Source organism: Streptomyces sp. NPDC002870, from assembly GCF_042888505.1.
GTDB lineage: Bacteria > Actinomycetota > Actinomycetes > Streptomycetales > Streptomycetaceae > Streptomyces.
In genome coordinates, this window is record NZ_JBIAPW010000008.1 from 21,264 (window position 1) to 38,925 (window position 17,662).

The 17,662-nt window shown below is 69.5% G+C and carries 11 protein-coding genes; 7 read left to right on the forward strand and 4 right to left on the reverse strand.

Features of this window, described 5'->3' with window-relative positions; translation table 11 throughout:
* The first annotated feature begins 38 nt into the window (after positions 1-38).
* The 7 genes from ACFYWY_RS12410 (at position 39) to ACFYWY_RS12440 (ending at position 10,979) form a co-directional block, all read left to right on the forward strand.
* A complete protein-coding gene (locus ACFYWY_RS12410) occupies positions 39-1,040 on the forward strand; it encodes an ABC transporter substrate-binding protein (RefSeq protein ID WP_389183868.1) in 1,002 nt (333 codons plus the stop codon).
* Between the two features lie 231 nt (positions 1,041-1,271).
* Entirely contained in the window at positions 1,272-3,710 is a 2,439-nt protein-coding gene (locus ACFYWY_RS12415; protein ID WP_389183871.1) for an FAD-dependent oxidoreductase, read from the forward strand.
* 22 nt (positions 3,711-3,732) lie between these two features.
* The gene (locus tag ACFYWY_RS12420; RefSeq protein ID WP_389183874.1) at positions 3,733-4,584 is read left to right on the forward strand and encodes a bifunctional methylenetetrahydrofolate dehydrogenase/methenyltetrahydrofolate cyclohydrolase; all 852 of its coding nucleotides are present in this window, start codon (positions 3,733-3,735) and stop codon (positions 4,582-4,584) included.
* On the forward strand, positions 4,581-5,858 hold the full coding sequence (gene glyA / locus ACFYWY_RS12425) for a serine hydroxymethyltransferase (RefSeq protein ID WP_389183877.1): 1,278 nt from the start codon (positions 4,581-4,583) through the stop codon (positions 5,856-5,858). The genes ACFYWY_RS12420 and glyA overlap by 4 nt, the downstream gene beginning before the upstream one ends.
* Positions 5,855-7,087 carry a sarcosine oxidase subunit beta family protein gene (locus ACFYWY_RS12430; protein ID WP_389183880.1) on the forward strand — a complete coding sequence of 411 codons (1,233 nt, stop codon included), beginning with the start codon at positions 5,855-5,857 and terminating at the stop codon, positions 7,085-7,087. The genes glyA and ACFYWY_RS12430 overlap by 4 nt, the downstream gene beginning before the upstream one ends.
* A 12-nt stretch (positions 7,088-7,099) precedes the next feature.
* A complete protein-coding gene (locus tag ACFYWY_RS12435; RefSeq protein WP_389183883.1) occupies positions 7,100-10,393 on the forward strand; it encodes a sarcosine oxidase subunit delta family protein in 3,294 nt (1,097 codons plus the stop codon).
* Positions 10,386-10,979: a sarcosine oxidase subunit gamma gene (locus ACFYWY_RS12440; RefSeq protein ID WP_389183886.1), complete on the forward strand. Its 594-nt coding sequence runs from the start codon at positions 10,386-10,388 to the stop codon at positions 10,977-10,979. The genes ACFYWY_RS12435 and ACFYWY_RS12440 overlap by 8 nt, the downstream gene beginning before the upstream one ends.
* A gap of 67 nt (positions 10,980-11,046) precedes the next feature.
* Here the strand turns inward: ACFYWY_RS12440 and sbnA are convergent, their stop codons facing one another.
* The 4 genes from sbnA to ACFYWY_RS12460 form a co-directional block, all read right to left on the reverse strand.
* On the reverse strand, positions 11,047-12,069 hold the full coding sequence (gene sbnA / locus ACFYWY_RS12445; RefSeq protein WP_389184439.1) for a 2,3-diaminopropionate biosynthesis protein SbnA: 1,023 nt from the start codon (positions 12,067-12,069) through the stop codon (positions 11,047-11,049).
* Positions 12,070-12,282: 213 nt separating this feature from the next.
* Positions 12,283-13,317 carry a 2,3-diaminopropionate biosynthesis protein SbnB gene (gene sbnB, locus ACFYWY_RS12450; protein ID WP_389183889.1) on the reverse strand — a complete coding sequence of 345 codons (1,035 nt, stop codon included), beginning with the start codon at positions 13,315-13,317 and terminating at the stop codon, positions 12,283-12,285.
* Positions 13,318-13,346: 29 nt separating this feature from the next.
* Complete coding sequence (locus ACFYWY_RS12455; RefSeq protein WP_389183892.1) at positions 13,347-14,351, reverse strand: TauD/TfdA family dioxygenase; 1,005 nt, start codon at positions 14,349-14,351, stop codon at positions 13,347-13,349.
* Between the two features lie 22 nt (positions 14,352-14,373).
* Positions 14,374-17,652 (reverse strand): amino acid adenylation domain-containing protein, encoded by a 3,279-nt coding sequence (locus ACFYWY_RS12460; protein WP_389183895.1) that lies wholly within the window; start codon positions 17,650-17,652, stop codon positions 14,374-14,376.
* Positions 17,653-17,662: the final 10 nt, after the last annotated feature.

A 17,662-nucleotide genomic window follows, 5' to 3' on the forward strand; every position in this document is an offset into this window, starting at 1 on the left:
AACTCAGCGGCCACAGGAAGAAGCACAGGAGGCAGTACATGATCGGGAACTTCACTACCCAGTCACGGCCCGCGAGACGGCGGGCCGCGGTGGCCGGGCTGGCGGCGCTGAGTCTGGCCGCGCTCACCGCCTGTGGTGGCGCCAAGGTCGGCGAGGCGGGACCGGACAAGGCGGGGGGCGCCGCCGGCAAGTGCGGCACGTTCAACCTGGCGATCAACCCCTGGGTCGGTTACGAGGCCAACGCGGCGGTCATCGCGTACGTCGCCGAGAACGACCTGAAGTGTCAGGTGACCAAGAAGGACCTCAAGGAAGAGGTCGCCTGGCAGGGCTTCGGGACCGGCGAGGTGGACGCCGTCGTCGAGAACTGGGGCCACGACGACCTGAAGAAGAAGTACATCACCGACCAGAAGACCGCCGTGATGGCCGGTGAGACCGGCAACAAGGGCGTCATCGGCTGGTTCGTGCCGCCGTGGCTCGCCGAGAAGCACCCGGACATCACCGACTGGAAGAACCTCAATAAATACGCCGCCAACTTCAAGACGTCGGAGTCGGGCGCCAAGGGCCAGTTCCTCGACGGCGACCCGTCGTTCGTCACCAACGACGCCGCGCTGGTGAAGAATCTGAAACTGGACTACAAGGTCGTCTACGGCGGCAGCGAGGCGGCGCTCATCCAGGCGTTCCGGCAGGCCGAGGCCAAGAAGACCTGGGTGATCGGGTACTTCTACGCGCCGCAGTGGTTCCTGTCGGAGGTCGACCTGGTGAAGGTGAATCTGCCGGCGTACAAGGACGGCTGCGACGCCGACGCGGAGAAGGTCGCCTGCGACTACCCCGAATACAAGCTGGACAAGATCGTCAGCAAGAAGTTCGCCGACTCGGGCAGCCCCGCCTATGACCTCGTGAAGAACTTCACCTGGACCAATGAGGACCAGAACCTGGTGGCGAAGTACATCGCCGAGGACAAGATGACGCCGGAGGCGGCGGCCAAGAAGTGGGTGGATGCCAACCGCGCCAAGGTCGACGCCTGGCTCAAGCAGAGCTGATCCACGAGTCGGCCAAAGGCTGATCCAAAGCTGATCGACAAGAAGGGCCGGGAAGCACAGCCGTGCCCGGCGGGCTGCCGTGACAGCCCGCCGGGCACGGCTCTTTTTCTGCCCCGGTTACGGCCGCGAAGGCCCCTTGACACCCTCCTCGGCGACCGGCATCGTGAGTTGCGCAACCTGAAGCATGTTGCGCTGACAGCAACTGAACTGCCTAAAGGCGGAGGTGCGGCGATGGCGGGACCCCGAGTGGTCATCATCGGAGCGGGCGTCGTGGGAGCGGCGCTCGCCGACGAACTGTCCTTCGCGGGCTGGACCGACATCACGGTCGTCGACCAGGGGCCCCTCCCCGCCACCGGCGGGTCGTCGTCCCATGCGCCGGGGCTGGTCTTCCAGACGAACTCCTCGAAGACCATGACCGAGCTCGCCCGCTACACCGTCGAGAAGCTCTGCAGCCTCGACGTCGACGGACAGCCGTGCTTTCTGCAGGTCGGCGGGCTCGAGGTGGCCACCACCCCCGAACGCCTCACCGAGCTGCACCGCCGCCACGGCTGGGTCACCGCCTGGGGCATCGAGTCCCGGCTGCTGAGCCCCGAGGAGTGCATCGAACTGCACCCGCTGGTGGACCGCGAGCGCGTCCTCGGCGGCCTCCTGGTCCCCACCGACGGCCTGGCCAAGGCGGTGCTCGCCGTCGAAGCCCAGATCCGGCGGGCCACCGAGCGCGGCGTACGCTTCCTCGCCCGCCACGAAGTCCTCGACGTCGTGCACAGCGAAGGCGAGGTCAGTGCAGTCGTCACCGACCAGGGAGAGATCCCCGCCGACATCGTCGTGTGCTGTGCCGGCATCTGGGGCCCGAAGATCGCCCGCATGGTCGGCATGAACCTCCCGCTCACCCCGCTCGCCCACCAGCTCGCCTGGACCGGCCCCGTCCCCGCGCTGGAAGGCCAGGCCGAGGAGGCCGTCCGGCCGATCCTGCGCCACCAGGACGCGGACCTGTACTACCGCGACCGCTTCGACCGCATCGGCATCGGCTACTACGGCCACCGGCCCATGCCCGTCGACCCTGAGGACATCGCCTCGGTGGACGAGGCCGAGCAGATGCCCTCGGTCCTGAAGTTCACAGAGGACGACTTCGCCGACGCCTGGGCCGAGACTCAGGCACTGCTGCCGGCCACCCGCGACGCCAAGATCGAAGAGGGCATCAACGGCCTCTTCTCCTTCACCACCGACGGCCTGCCGCTGCTGGGCGAATCACCTGACGTCAAGGGCTTCTGGGTCGCAGAGGCCGTGTGGGTCACGCACTCCGCCGGCGTCGCCCGCGCGGTGGCCGAATGGCTCGTGGACGGCCACTGCTCGTCCTTCGATCTGCACGAGTGCGACGTCAACCGCTTCGAGCCGCATCAGCTCTCCCCCCAGTACGTCCTGGCCCGCGACTGCCAGAACTTCGTCGAGGTCTACGACATCCTGCACCCCCTCCAGCCGGCCGGCGCGCCACGGCCCCTGCGCACCAGCCCCTTCTACGCCCGCCAGCAGGCACTCGGCGGCGTCTTCCTGGAGGCCACCGGCTGGGAGCGGCCCCAGTGGTACGAGGCCAACGCCCGGCTCGTCGAGGGCCGTTCCATTCCCACCCCGAACGACTGGGCGGCGCGCTACTGGTCGCCCATCGTCGGCGCAGAGGCGCAGACCACCCGCGAGGCCGTCGCGATGTACGACATGACCGCGCTCAAGCGCCTGGACGTCACCGGTCGCGGGGCCGCCGCCTTCCTCCAGCGGCTGTCCACCGGCAACGTCGACAAGTCGGTGGGCTCGGTGACGTACACCCTTCTCCTCGACGAAGACGGCGGTATCCGCAGCGACATCACCGTCGCTCGTCTGGGCCGCGACCACTTCCAGGTCGGCGCCAACGGCAACCTGGACCTCGACTGGTTCGGCCGGCATCTGCCGGCGGACGGGTCGGTCCAGGTGCGCGACATCACCGCCGGCACCTGCTGCATCGGCCTGTGGGGCCCGCTGGCCCGCGAGGTCCTCCAGCCGCTCGCCGACTCGGACTTCTCCAACGACGGACTGAAGTACTTCCGCGCCAAGCGCGCCCACATCGGCTCCGTCCCCGTCACCGCGATGCGCCTGTCGTACGTCGGCGAGCGCGGCTGGGAGCTGTACACCACCGCCGACATGGGCCAGAAACTGTGGGACACCCTGTGGCAGGCAGCCCAGCCCCTCGGCGGCATCGCCGCCGGCCGCGGCGCCTTCAACAGCCTCCGCCTGGAGAAGGGTTACCGCTCCTTCGGCACCGACATGACCTATGAACACGACCCATACGAGGCGGGCGTCGGCTTCGCCGTCAAGCTCGACAAGGGCGACTTCATCGGGAAGGCCGCGCTGGAGCGGCGCCAGGCGGATGTGCGGCGCCGCCTCACCTGTCTGACCATCGACGACCCGCATGCCGTGGTCATGGGCAAGGAGCCGGTGTACGACGGCGACCGCCCCGTCGGCTACGTCACCAGCGCCGCGTACGGCTACACGATCGGCAAGGGCATCGCCTACGCGTGGCTGCCCGCCGAACTCGCCACGACCGGCCGCACGGTGCACATCGGCTACTTCGACCAGCGAGTCGAAGCGGTCGTCGCCGACGAGCCGCTGTTCGACCCCTCCATGTCCCGCCTGCGCGGCTGAGCCCCGTATGAAGAGGAGCACCGTGAGCGCAAAGGTCCTCGACGGACGCCGCACCGCCGCCGCGATCCGCACCGAACTCGCAGAGCGCGTCGCCAAGCTGGCCGCGCGGGGCATCACGCCGGGCCTCGGCACCGTACTGGTCGGCGACGATCCCGGCAGCCGCGCCTACGTCGCGGGGAAGCACCGCGACTGCGAACAGGCCGCAATCGCCTCCATCCGGCGCGAACTGCCCGCAGACGCGACGCAGGAGCAGGTGGAGGCCGTCATCGACGAGCTCAATGCCGACCCCGCCTGCACCGGCTACATCGTCCAACTGCCGCTGCCGCGGGGCCTCGACGCCAATGCGGTACTCGAGCGCATGGACCCGGCCAAGGACGCCGACGGCCTGCACCCCGTCAGCCTCGGCCGCCTCGCGCTCGGCGTCGAGGCCCCGCTGCCCTGCACCCCGCGCGGCATCGTGGAACTGCTGCGCCGCCACGACGTCCCCCTCGCCGGAGCGCGGGTGTGCGTCATCGGGCGGGGCATCACCGTCGGGCGGCCTATGGGGCTGTTGCTCACCCGCAGGTCCGAGAACGCCACAGTGACCCTGTGCCACACCGGGACCAAGGGTCTGGCCTGGCACGTACGCGAGGCGGACATCGTCATCGCGGCCGCCGGATCACCCGGACTGATCACCCCCGAGATGCTCCGGCCCGGTGCGGTCGTCCTCGACGTCGGAATCACCCGCACCGACGAAGGGCTGATCGGAGACGTGCACCCCGATGCCGCCAGGGTCGCCGGATGGGTCGCGCCCATGCCCGGCGGCGTAGGACCCATGACGCGGGCGATGCTGCTCGCCAACGTCGTTGAGGCCGCCGAGAGGAACGCCGCATGAACACGCTGAACGCGCCGCTCGCCGAGCTGGACCCGGAGGTCCACGCCGCCGTCCTGGCGGAGCTGGACCGCCAGCAGTCCACCCTCGAAATGATCGCCTCGGAGAACTTCGCCCCCGCGGCGGTCATGGAGGCCCAGGGTTCGGTCCTGACCAACAAGTACGCCGAGGGGTACCCGGGCCGTCGCTACTACGGCGGCTGTGAACACGTCGACGTGACCGAGCGGCTGGCCATCGAGCGGGTCAAGTCCCTCTTCGGCGCCGGATTCGCCAATGTGCAGCCGCACTCGGGTGCCCAGGCGAACACCGCTGTCTTCTTTGCCCTGCTCAAGCCCGGTGACACCATCCTCGGCCTCGACCTCGCGCACGGCGGGCACCTCACCCACGGCATGCGCATCAACTACAGCGGCAAGATGCTCAATGTCGTGCCCTATCACGTGGACGAGACCGACAACCTGGTCGACATGGACGAGGTGGAGCAGCTCGCCAAGGAGCACCACCCCAAGATGATCATCGCGGGCTGGTCGGCGTATTCCCGCCGGCTGGACTTCGCGGCCTTCCGGCGGATCGCCGACGAGGTGGGCGCGTATCTGATGGTCGACATGGCCCACTTCGCGGGCCTCGTGGCCGCCCGGCTGCACCCCAATCCCGTACCGCACGCCCATGTCACCACCACGACCACCCACAAGACGCTCGGCGGCCCGCGCGGTGGCGTCATCCTCACCAATGACGCCGACATGGCCAAGAAGATCAACTCGGCGGTGTTCCCCGGAATGCAGGGCGGCCCGCTGGAGCATGTCATCGCCGCGAAGGCGGTGTCGTTCCGACTGGCCGCGTTGCCGGAGTTCGCCGAGCGGCAGGCCCGCACGCTCGCCGGGTCCCGCATCCTCGCTGAACGCCTGACGCGACCGGACGCGGCCGCGGCCGGAGTGAGCGTCCTGACCGGCGGCACCGATGTCCATCTGGTCCTGGTCGACCTCAGGGAGTCGGAACTGGACGGGAAGCAGGCGGAAGACCAGCTCCACGACATCGGCATCACGGTCAACCGCAACGCCGTCCCCTTCGACCCCCGGCCGCCCATGGTCACTTCAGGGCTGCGCATCGGCACCCCCGCTCTGGCCACGCGCGGCTTCACCGACGAGGATTTTCGCGAAGTGGCCGATGTGATCGCGCTCGCTCTCCAGCCCGCGCCGGACGTCGCCGCGCTCCGCGCCCGTACGCAGGCGCTGGCAGCCAAGCACCCGCTGTACCCGCACCTTTCAGGAGACGCACGATGAGCCCCCGCACCCCGGGCGCCGACCTCCCCGAGCACCCCGACTGGCTGTGGCGCACGCCCGAGCCGAAGCGGTCGTACGACGTGGTGATCGTGGGCGGCGGCGGACACGGTCTCGCGACCGCCCACTACCTGGCGAAGAACCACGGCATCACCAATGTGGCCGTGCTGGAGAAGGGCTGGCTCGCGGGCGGCAACATGGCCCGCAACACCACGATCATCCGTTCCAACTATCTGTGGGACGAGAGCGCCGGTATCTACGAGCATTCCCTCAAGCTGTGGGAGGGGCTGGCGGACGAACTCGACTACCCGATCCTCTTCTCCCAGCGCGGTGTGCTGAACCTCGCCCACAGCCTGCAGGACGTCCGCGACAGCGTGCGCCGTGTCGAGGCCAACCGGCTCAACGGCGTCGACGCCGAATGGCTGGACCCCAGGCAGGTCGAAGAGGTCTGTCCCATCGTCAACATCTCGCCCGACGTGCGGTATCCGGTGATGGGCGGCACCTACCAGCCGCGGGCCGGCATCGCCAAGCACGATCACGTCGCCTGGGGGCTGGCGCGTTCCGCCGACGCCGCGGGCATCGACATCATCCAGAACTGCGAAGTCACCGGCATCGACATCCAGGGCGGTCGGGTCGTCGGCGTGCAGACCACGCTCGGCCCCATCGCCGCCGGCAAGGTGGCGCTCTGCTCGGCAGGTCACACCTCGGTGCTGGCCGCCATGGCGGGGTTCGAGCTGCCGCTGCAGAGCCACCCGCTGCAGGCGCTGGTCTCCGAGCTCCTTGAGCCGGTGCACCCCACGGTCGTGATGTCCAACGCGGTGCATGTGTACGTCAGCCAGGCCCACAAGGGCGAGCTGGTGATGGGCGCGGGCATCGACGCGTACAACGCCTATACACAGCGCGGCGCCTTCCACATCATCGAGCACCAGATGTCGGCCGCCCTGGAGCTGTTTCCGGTCTTCGCCCGTGCCCATGTGCTGCGTACCTGGGGCGGCATCGTCGACGTCAGCCCCGACGCCTCGCCGATCGTCGGGCTCAGCCCTGTCGACAACCTCTACCTCAACTGCGGCTGGGGGACCGGCGGGTTCAAAGCCACCCCGGGCGTCGGCTGGGTCTACGCCCACACGATTGCCCACGACACCCCCCACCACCTCAACGCCCCCTTCTCGCTCGACCGATTCACCACCGGCGCGCTCGTCGACGAGCACGGCGCGGCCGCGGTGGCCCACTAGGGAGCCGATTCGATGCTGCTCATCCCATGCCCCTGGTGCGGGCCCCGTGACGAGGCGGAATTCCACTACGGCGGCCAGGCGCACGTGCCCTACCCCGAGGACCCCGCCGCCCTGACCGACGAGGAGTGGGCCCGCTACGTCTTCTTCCGCGACAACCCCAGGGGCCCGTTCGCGGAGCGCTGGAGCCATGCGGCCGGATGCCGCCGTTGGTTCAACGCGGTGCGTAACACGGCCACGAACGAGGTCCTGGCGGTGTACCGACCGGGCGAGCCGCGCCCCGGTTGTGGGCAAACCGTTCCGCAGGGCGGAACGGGTGGGCACAACCCACCCACCGGCCCGCACCCAGCGACGAAACCCGCGGGGCCCGGGGCGGGAGCCCCGGTTTCGGGGTGGGGCGGGGCGGGGGAGAAGCCCCCGCCCACCGGCGCGCACCCGGCGACGAAAGCTCAGGCACCCGAGGCCGAAGGCACCGGCACCCAACCCTTCCGGCTCCCCGCCACCGGCCGCGTAGCCCGCGACGAACCGCTCACCTTCACCTTCGACGGCACCACATACCAGGGCTTCCGCGGCGACACCCTCGCCTCCGCCCTCCTCGCCAACGGCATCATCCAGGCCGGCACCAGCATCAAGCTCGGCCGCCCGCGCGGCATCTTCTCCGCCGGAGTCGAGGAGCCCAACGCCGTCGTCCAGATCGAGGAGCCGTTCCCCGAGCCCATGCTGCCCGCGACGGCCGTGGAGCTGTACGACGGGCTCGTCGCGAGCAGCCTCCCCGGCCAGGGACGGCTCGCCACCGAGCCCGACCCCGCGCGCTACGACGCCGTCCATGCCCACTGCGACCTGCTCGTCGTCGGCGCGGGACCGGCCGGACTCGCGGCCGCGTCCGCCGCCGCCGGCAGCGGGGCGCGCGTCATCCTCGCCGACGACCAGCCCGAGCTGGGCGGAAGCCTCCTCGGGGCAGGACAAGAACTCCTGGACTGGGCAGGAGAGTCGGGTGAGCGGCTCGCTGCCGAGCCCGAGGTGCGCGTGCTGCGCCGCACCACTGTCTTCGGCTACTACGACGACAATCACGTCCTCGCCGTCGAGCGCCGTACCAACCACCTCGGCGGCGAAGCCCCCGAGCACGTCTCCCGCGAGCGCGTCTGGCGCATCCGCGCCCGCCGCGTCGTCCTGGCCACCGGAGCGCACGAGCGGTCGCTGGCCTTCGCCGACAACGACCGCCCCGGCATCATGCTGGCGGCGTCGGCCCGTACGTACGCCAATCGCTACGGCGTCCTGCCCGGCCGTCGCGCCGTTGTCTTCACCACCAACGACAGCGCCTACGCGGCTGCACTCGACCTGGCGGCGGCGGGCGTGGAGATCGCGGTGGTCGTCGACACCCGCACCGAACCGGGGGAGTGGGGGCGCCGCGCCCAGGACGCCGGGATCGAGGTGCTCACCGGGCATGCCGTCACGGGTACCGAGGGCGGTGCGCGCCTCACGGCGGTGACCGTCGCCCCGTACGGAGAGTCCGCGGGGTACTGCGAGTTCGCCGCCGACCTGCTGCTGGTCTCCGGTGGGTGGAACCCCGTCGCGCATCTGTTCAGCCAGGCGGGCGGAAAGCTGCGCTACGACGAGACGCTCGGCACGTTCGTCCCCGACACCTGCGGTCAGGCGGTCGAGGTCGCAGGCTCCAGCGCCGGTGTCTTCGATCTGCCCGGCGTCCTCGCTCAGGGCGCTGCGGCCGGCATGCGAGCGGTCGAGGCCGAGGGCTATGTGGCCGTCGCACCCGAGCTCCCGGCCGCGGCCGGCGAACCGCAGTCCCCGCCCATGCAGGTCTTCGTCGTCCCAGGCGTCGTCCCCGGCACCGAAGACGCGCCCCGCTTCGTCGACCTTCAGCGTGATGTCACCGTCGACGACCTCGCGCGCGCGACGAGCGCCGGTATGCGCTCGGTCGAGCACACCAAGCGCTACACCACCGCCGGAACCGCCAACGACCAGGGCAAGACGTCCGGCGTCCTCGCCAGCGGCACCGTCGCCCAGCTTCTGGGCGTGGACATCTCCGCCCTCGGAACGACGACGTTTCGCCCTCCCTACACCCCGGTCTCCTTTGCCACCCTCGCGGGCCGTGACCGCGGCGCGCTCCATGACCCTGTGCGCGTGACCGCCTTGCACGACTGGCATGTCGACCACGGCGCGCTCTTCGAGAACGTCGGTCAGTGGAAGCGGCCCTGGTACTACCCGCAGGACGGCGAGGACATGAAGTCCGCCGTGCTCCGTGAGTGCCGCGCCGCCCGCGAGGGCGTCGCCTTCATGGACGCCTCCACCCTCGGCAAGATCGATGTGCAAGGGCCTGACGCGGCCGTCTTCCTCGACCGGCTCTACACCAACATGATGGGCACTCTCAAAGTCGGCATGATCCGCTACGGCGTCATGTGCCGCCTCGACGGCATGATCTTCGACGACGGCACGGTCATCCGGCTCGCCGAGGACCGTTTCCTCGTCACCACGACGACGGGCAACGCGGCCGCCGTCCTGGACTGGATGGAGGAGTGGCTGCAGACCGAGTGGCCCGAACTGCGCGTCCACTGCGTCTCGGTGACCGAGCAGTGGGCCACCGTCGCCCTCGTCGGCCCCCGTTCCCGCGACGTACTGGCCGCCCTCGCCCCCGAACTGCCCGTCGCAAACGACGACTTCCCCTTCATGGCGTGGCGCGACGCGACCGTCGCCGAAATCCCGGCCCGCGTCTGCCGGATCAGCTTCTCCGGCGAACTGGCCTACGAGATCAACGTGTCGCCGTGGGAAGCCCGCGCGCTGTGGGAGGCGCTGTACGCGGCCGGAAGCGCGTTCGGCATCACCCCGTACGGCACCGAGACCATGCACGTCCTGCGCGCCGAGAAGGGCTATCCGATCATCGGCCAGGACACCGACGGCACCGTCACCCCGCAGGACCTCGGCATGAGCTGGGCGGTGTCCAAGAAGAAGCCCGATTTCGTCGGCAAGCGTTCCCACGCACGCGCCGACACCACGCGTGGCGACCGCAAGCACCTCGTCGGCCTGCTACCGGAAGACCCGGACTCCTTCCTCCCCGAGGGCACCCACCTGGTCGCCGACAGCGTGCTCCCCGAGCCCCCGGTGCCGATGCTCGGCCATGTCACCTCCAGCTACCACAGCGCTGCGCTCGGCCGGACCTTCGCACTCGCCCTGATCAAGGGCGGCCGGAACCGCATCGGCGAGCGGCTGTATGCACCTGTGGGCGACCGCCTGGTACCGGTGACCGTCGCAAGTCCCGTCCTCTACGACCCCGAGGGAGCCCGCCGCGATGGCTGACACCGCTACCCGCCACAGCCCCCTGGAGCACGCCGCCGGCCGCTTCGCCGCGGTCACACGCGCCTCGGGCGGCGACCTGCGCCTGGCCGAACTGCCTTTCCTCGCCCAGGTCAACGTCCGGCTCGACCCCAAGGGACCGGCCGCCGACGCCGTCGGGCTCGCCCTGGGTCTCCAACTGCCCCTCGAACCCAATACCGTCGTACGCGCCGGTGACCGCTACGCACTCTGGCTCGGCCCCGACGAATGGCTCGTCGTCGGCCCGCCCGGCACTCAGGCGGGTCTGGAACACCAGATCCGGGCTGCCGCCGGCGACGAGCCGGCAGCGGTCACGGACGTCTCCGCCCAGCGCACCACCCTGCTCGTCGCGGGCCCTCGCGCCCGCGACACGCTGGCCCACGGCTGCCCGCTGGACCTGCACCCGCGTGCCTTCGGGCCCGGGCGCTGCGCCCAGACCACCCTGGCCCGCGCACAGGTCGTGCTGGTTGCACGCGACGAGGTCCGGGCCGGGTTCTGGGTGCTGGTCCGTTCGTCCTTCGCCGGGTATATGGCGGACTGGCTGCTGGATGCGGTGTCGGAGTACGTCTGACGGACCTTGAACGGCCGTGACGGCGGGGCTGATGGCGCCGGTTGCCACTGCGGTCGCCGGTCTGCGGCTACGGACGCCCGCCCGACCGCGTCCGCGGCGCGGGAGAGGCTGCCCAGGAACCGGCGGACACCTCGTCGGAGTTGAGCACCTCATCGCCGTAAAGATCCTGCAGCCAGTTGGCCTGGTAGATGGTGTCGAGGTAGCGATCGCCCAGATCCGGAGCAATGGCCACCGCGGTGAGTTCACGAGCGTCATGCTCGGCCAGCCAGCCCATCGCGCCGCTGACCACCGTGCCGGTGGAGCCACCGAACAGGAATCCGTGCCTGGCCAGAGAATGGCAGGTACGTATGGTGTCCGCCTCCTCGACGCGTATCACCTCATCCACATAGGACTCGTCGAGCAGCGGCGGACGGATGCTCATGCCCAGGCCGGGAATCATCCGGCGGCCCGGTGCACCGCCGAAGGCCACAGAGCCCACGCTGTCCAGTGCGACGATCCGCACCGGCCGGTGCCACTTGCGGAAGTAGCGCGCGCAGCCCATCAGGGTCCCGGTGGTGCCGGCTCCGACGAACAGCACATCCAGTCCCGGGAACTGGTGGGCGATCTCCGGCGCCGTCTTGCGGTAGTGAGCCCTCCAGTTGCCCGGATTGGTGTACTGACTGAGCCACACGTAACGGTCATCGGAGGCGCAGAGCGCGCGGATGTAGTCGATCCGCGCGCCGAGGAAGCCGCCGTTGGCCTCCTGTCCGGCGACGATGTGTACCTGGCTGCCCAACGCCTCCATCATCAACCTCGTCGACAGGTTGCATCGGGAGTCCGTCACGCACAGGAACCGGTAGCCCTTGCTCGCCGCGATCATGCTCAGCGCCACGCCGAGGTTTCCGGAGGAGGACTCGACCAGTATCGAATCCGGCGTCAGGACTCCATCCCGCTCGGCGGTCTCCACCATCTCGGTCGCGGCTTTCAGCTTGATCGAGCCGGCGAAGTTGAAGCCCTCACACTTCAGGAAAAGGGAGTGCCCGAAGATCGACTCAAGGTCGACATAGAGCTCTTCTTCGTTGAAGGCGTAGGGAACGGATATGACGGGCACGATGGTCTCCTCATCTGCAGCAGAGCACTTATCGGAGCGTCCATCCGACCGTGGGCGGGCTTCTCGCTTGTGCGGGCGGGAGCCTGTGTCCAACCGAGCCAGACAGGGCCCTGCATCAGCTGCCGCGGTGTCGTGCGCCCTGACCTGCGGCGACTTGACCGGTGATGTCTCCTGGGACTAGTTCTGCATAGGCCTCCTGGGCTCTTGGCCGGCTCACCCGTACCGGCTCAGTTCGTGGAAGAAGTCGTCGATGACCTGCAACTCTCCAGAGCGGACCACCTCGTCGTAGACGTACTTGCCGACCGCGAGGTCGAGCACCCCGAGTCCGAAGGGCGAGAACACCACCGGCCGGTCCGCCGGCACCGTCACCCGCCCGGCCATCACGTCGTCCAACGTGCCGAGCAGGAAGTCCCGGTTGCCCGCGAGCCGCTCGGCCAGATGCGGCGAGGTGTTGGCCTTCAGGCAGTGCTCGATGTCATCGACGATGTTGGTCGAGGCGAGCAGGATCTGCGGCGAGAGGTCGCGCAGCGACACGTGCAGCACCAATGGATTGTGTGCGAACCACGACAGGTCGCTGACATGCGGCTGACCGGCGACGGTGGCGAAGACCACCAGATCGCTGAGGCGGATCAGCTGCTCGGCGCTGTCGTGCACGGTGATCCGGCCGGCGGTGCCCGACTGCTCCAGGTAACAGCGGAAGCCGGCCGCGCTGTCGATGGACAGGTCGTGCACGCCGATCTCGTCGAACGACCAGCCGGTGCCGGCCAGGAATGTGTGGATGTAGCGGGCGATGAGGCCCGTCCCGAAGAACCCGACGCGCGTCGGCCGCGGGCGGCCGCGGCTGAGGCATTCGGCCGCCGACGCCGCTGACGCGGCCGTCCTTGTGGCGCTGATGATCGAGCTTTCCAGACAGGCGAACGGGTAGCCGGTGTCATGGTCGTTGAGGATCAGCACGGCCGAGGCCCTCGGAATGCCGGCCGTCACGTTCTCCGGGAAGCTGGAGATCCACTTCAGGCCGTCCACTCGACCCTCCCCGCCGATCGAGGCGGGCAGCGCGACGATCCGGGAGGACGGGCGGTCGGGGAGATGCAGGAAGTAGGACGGCGGGTTCACCGACTGGCCGGCGCTGTGCAGCCGGTATGTGGCCTCGACCAACTCCACGATCTCCTTCTCGCGCCCCTGCAGCACACCCTGAACCTGGGCACCGGAGACCACCGCGAACGGTGGCACAGTGATCGGCTCGGACATTGCGGACTCCAAAGCGGTGGGGATGGTGGTCATCCTGCGGTCACTTCGACGGTCGGCGAGCAGTCGGCCAGGCGCACCGCGTCGGCCATCGCGACGAGCACTTCGCGCGGTCCCTCGAAGGGCTCCCTGCTGTGCGCGGTGCGGATGTTGTCGACGAGCATCAGGTCGCCGGCCTGCCACGGCTCGCGTGCGGTGTGATCCTCGTAGACCTTGTTGAGCAGCTGCACGACGTCCTCGCCGATCGGGTCGCCGTCGCCGAAGCGGGTGTTGAACGGCAGTCCGTCTGCGCCGTAGACGTCCACCAGGTACTCGCGCACCTCCGGCGCCAGCGTCCACTCGTTGAGGAACGCGATCTGGTTGAACCAGCAGCGCTGCCCGGTGACCGGGTGTCGCACCACGGCGCTGCGGCGCTGCCTGGTGCGCAGTCCACCGTCGGGCTGCCACTCGAACTCGATCGCGTTGGCGCGGCAGTAGCTCTCGACGGCGTCCCGGTCCTCGGTGCCGAACGCCTCGGCGAACGAAGCCCCGATCTCGTCGTTGTAGCTGCGGGTGAGCAGCCAGCCCTCCCGCTCGAATCGCTGGGTCAGCTCGGTGGGCAGCGCGTCGAGCACGGTCGGTGAGTCGGCCACCGCGGTCGCCCCGCCCTCGGTGGGCGCACTGAGGCACGCGAACAGCATCAGGCCGGGGAACTCGAGTGTGTAGCTCAGTTCGTGGTGCATGCACATCGGCTGGTTCGGCGGCCACTGCGATGAGGAGTACACGCCGTCGGCGTAGGTCTGCCGGGGCGCGAAGGCCTCCCTCTCAGTCATCAGACCGGTGGTCAGTTTCGAGAAGACGGCACCGGTCTCGGCCGCGTCACGCAGCCCGAGGCCGCGGGCGAGGACCGCGCCGTGCTCGGTGACGACGGCGCGCAGCGCGTCCCGGTGCTCGGCCGCCCAGCTCAGCGCGTCGCCGGTGGTGTCGACCTGCAGCATCGGAGGTTTGCCTGGTTGCAGCTCCAGGTCGAGCAGTGACGCCGGGGATGAGGACGACATCTCGATTCCTTTCCGTTGCGACTCACGAAGAGGCCAACAATTCGTCGGCGCGCAGCACTGCCTGTGCCGCCTCGGTAGGACGGGTGCGCAGGAAGTAGTGGCCGCCGTCGGCGAGCTCGTGGAGGTCGACGTGCTCGGCCAGGAGCCGCCAGTCGCCGTACCGGCGTGGGAACTCCGCGGTGTTCGGGTCGTCGGCGGCAACGACCACGGTGACGGGCGCGGAGAGCTTCACCGCCGGCGGGGCGTCCAGGGCGTCGGCGAAATAGCGGTGTGCGGACACGCAGTCGTGCCGGTAGGCGGCGCCGACATGCTCGGCGTGCCGCGCATCCAGTTCACTGAGCTCGGTGTAGCCGCTGTCTGCGCTCAGCCCCGCGGCGATCTCGGCGTTGCTCCGCCCGGTCAGCTCGGTGATGGTGGCGCGCCGGTCGGTGGCGTCACCGAGCAACTGCGCGCCAAGGAACACCCGCTGGACGTCCACGCCACGCTCCTGGAGCTTCCGGGCCGTCTCCACGGCCAACGCGGCGCCCGAGGAGTGGCCCCACAGCATGACCCTGGTCAGGCCACACCGGGCGACCTCGGCGATGACCTGTTCGACCACCTGTGGGATCGGCGCGAACGGCTCGCTCCCGGCGGCCAAGTCGTGACCGGGCAGCTCGACGGCGTAGACTGCCAGGCCTTCGGCCGTCAGTGCCCTGGCCATCGGCTGGAAGTTCACGGCGTTGCCGCCTGCGTAGGGGAAGCACACCAGAGCACCGGCCTGCGCACCGGGCGACTCGGACAGCGGCTGCAGCAGCCCGGAGCGCCGCTCGGACCTGCCGTCGAGGAGCCCGGCCAGATCGGCGAGGACCGGGTGACGGGTGACGTCCTTGAGGGACACCGCACGGTCCAGGGTGATCGCCAGCTTCACCGCCGACAGTGACGTGCCCCCCCGGTCGAAGAAGTGGTCCCGCCGTCCGATCTGGTTCTGCGGGATGCCGAGCACTGTCGCCCATGCGGCCGCCAGCCGCTGTTCGGTCGGCGTACTCGGTGCGCGGTAGTCGTCGTCGACGGTGTCGAGCTCTCCGGCGAGCGCCTTCAGTGTCTTCTTGTCGATTTTGCTGTTGGCGGTCAGCGGCAGACTTTCCCGCCAGTGGAAGGCCGACGGGACCATGTACTCGGGGAGCGATTCACCCAGCTTGTCCAGCAGGGCGTCGGTCTCGAGTGGCCCCGGGCCGGTGTAGAAGGCCACCAGGTGCTTGCTCTGGCCGGCCCGCTCGGCGACCACCACCGCGCCGTCGCGGACACCGGGCACCCGCAGCAGGGTGTTCTCGATTTCGCCGATCTCGATCCGGAACCCGCGGATCTTGACCTGGGAGTCGCGGCGGCCGAGGAACTCCAGCTTCCCCTCGGGCAGCCAGCGGCCGTGGTCGCCGCTCCGGTAGAGCCGCCGGCCCTCGTGGTGCGGATCGGCCATGAAGGCCAGGCGGGTGCGCTCGGGGTCGTTGACGTATCCGCGACCGACACAGACCCCGGAGAAGACGATCTCGCCGGGGGCGCCGAGCGGCACCGGTGACAGGTGCTCGTCGACGACGTAGACGTGCACGTTGTTCACGGGCGGGCCGAGCGGGACCCGATCGGAGTCCGGAACCCGGTCCATGACCTCGTGGTTGGTGTCGTCCGAGGTCTCGGTCAGCCCGTACGCGTTGACCAGCCTGATCTTGGGCTCGGCCGCGAACCAGCGCTCGGTGAGCTCCTTCTTCAGGGCCTCTCCGGTGACCGACACACACCGCAGGTCCGGCAGCTCGCGCGGGTGCCGCTCCAGCTCGGACAGTACGACTTCGAGATACGACGGCACGACCTGGAGCACCGCGACCCGGCCGTCGATGATCCTGTCCACGAACCGCTGCACGTCGAGGATCACTTCCTGCTCGACCAGCACGGTCCGGCCGCCGACCAGCAGCCCGGCGACCAGCTGCCACAGCGAGATGTCGAAGCACTGGGGCGCGGTCTGGGCGACCACCTGACCCTCGCCGATCTCCAAGTCGTCGATCTTGGCGTAGAGATGGTTGAGCATGCCCGCGTGCTCGCACATCGCTCCCTTGGGCTCACCCGTGGAGCCGGAGGTGAAGTAGACGTACGCCAGCTGATCGGGCGCGACAACGACGCCCAGATCACCGTCGGGATGCCCCTCCTCGTAGGCCGCGTCGACGTAGAGCTTCTGGATTCCCGACCCGGACCCGGCGTCGGCCGCCGACAGTGAGTTGAGGGCCTGGTCCAGCGTGGCGGTGCTGCCGGATTCGGTGAGCACGAGGGCGCACTCGGCACGGGCAAGCGTGGCCGCGATGCGCTCGGCCGGGAAGTGCGGTTCGACGGGCAGGTAGACGCCACCGGCCTTGAGGACGGCGATGACGGCGGCCATCCAGTCCAGGTTGCGCTCGGTCACCACCGCGACGACACCTTCGCGGTGCAGCCCTCGCGCCAACAGGGCTCGTCCCAGCCGGTTGGCACGGACGTTGAGCTCCTGGTAGGTCCACTGCCGATCGCCGTGCACGGCTGCGACGGCGTCCGGGTGCGCCCTCACCCGCTGCTCGAACAGCTCGTGGAACCGGCGGTCCGGCAGGTCCCGGCGCGGTCCGGCGAGCCCTTCGAGCTGGAACTGGAGTTCTCCGGCGGAGAGCAGGCTCTGCCGCCTGTGCTCGGCATCCGGATCGGCCGCGATCAGCGCGAGCGTGGTGAGGTGATAGCCGGCGATCCTGGCGGCACTGTCCGCGTCGAGCACGTCGGTCCGGTACCGCAGCCGGAGCAGGAGGTGGCCTGCGTGTTGCGAGAATCCCACCCACAGCGCGGTGCCTTCGGCGAGATCGCCGCCGACACCGGTCGGATCGAACACGGTCTCGGGCGACGGTTCGGTCAGGCCCAGCTCTGTCTTGAGATCATCGACCGGAAAGTCCTTGTGCGAAAGCAGTTCTGACTCGGCTTGATGGGTGTTCAGCAGCAGCGCCCGCCACGAGTCGGGCTCGGTCGTCAGTCGGCAGGGCAGTGGCCGGCCGTCCTCCACGGCGACGTAGCCGGTCGCCACCTCGTGCTCGCCGGACAGCGTGGCGAGGACCTTGGCGTGCGCGGCCAGCAGCACCGAGCTGAGCGGCACCGCCAAGTCCTTGGCCAGTCGGCACAGACCTTCCACGACGTCGTCCGGGATCGTCGCCTTGTGCGAGGCGGCTCCCGTCACCGGATTGAGCGTCCACCGTGGGATCGCGGTGCGTCCACCGGCGACGAGCACACCCCGCCAGAACTTCCGGCCGGCCTCCATGTGCATTCCCATTCTCCCTCCC

Excerpts from the sequence above, each read along its gene's own strand:
- ACFYWY_RS12410 (WP_389183868.1), top strand. The coding sequence starts at position 39 with ATGATCGGGAACTTCACTACCCAGTCACGGCCCGCGAGACGGCGGGCC.
- ACFYWY_RS12435 (WP_389183883.1), top strand. The coding sequence starts at position 7,100 with ATGCTGCTCATCCCATGCCCCTGGTGCGGGCCCCGTGACGAGGCGGAA.
- sbnB (WP_389183889.1), bottom strand. The coding sequence starts at position 13,317 with ATGTCCGAGCCGATCACTGTGCCACCGTTCGCGGTGGTCTCCGGTGCC.
- glyA (WP_389183877.1), top strand. The coding sequence starts at position 4,581 with ATGAACACGCTGAACGCGCCGCTCGCCGAGCTGGACCCGGAGGTCCAC.
- ACFYWY_RS12430 (WP_389183880.1), top strand. The coding sequence starts at position 5,855 with ATGAGCCCCCGCACCCCGGGCGCCGACCTCCCCGAGCACCCCGACTGG.
- ACFYWY_RS12455 (WP_389183892.1), bottom strand. The coding sequence starts at position 14,351 with ATGTCGTCCTCATCCCCGGCGTCACTGCTCGACCTGGAGCTGCAACCA.
- ACFYWY_RS12460 (WP_389183895.1), bottom strand. The coding sequence starts at position 17,652 with ATGGGAATGCACATGGAGGCCGGCCGGAAGTTCTGGCGGGGTGTGCTC.
- ACFYWY_RS12440 (WP_389183886.1), top strand. The coding sequence starts at position 10,386 with ATGGCTGACACCGCTACCCGCCACAGCCCCCTGGAGCACGCCGCCGGC.
- ACFYWY_RS12415 (WP_389183871.1), top strand. The coding sequence starts at position 1,272 with ATGGCGGGACCCCGAGTGGTCATCATCGGAGCGGGCGTCGTGGGAGCG.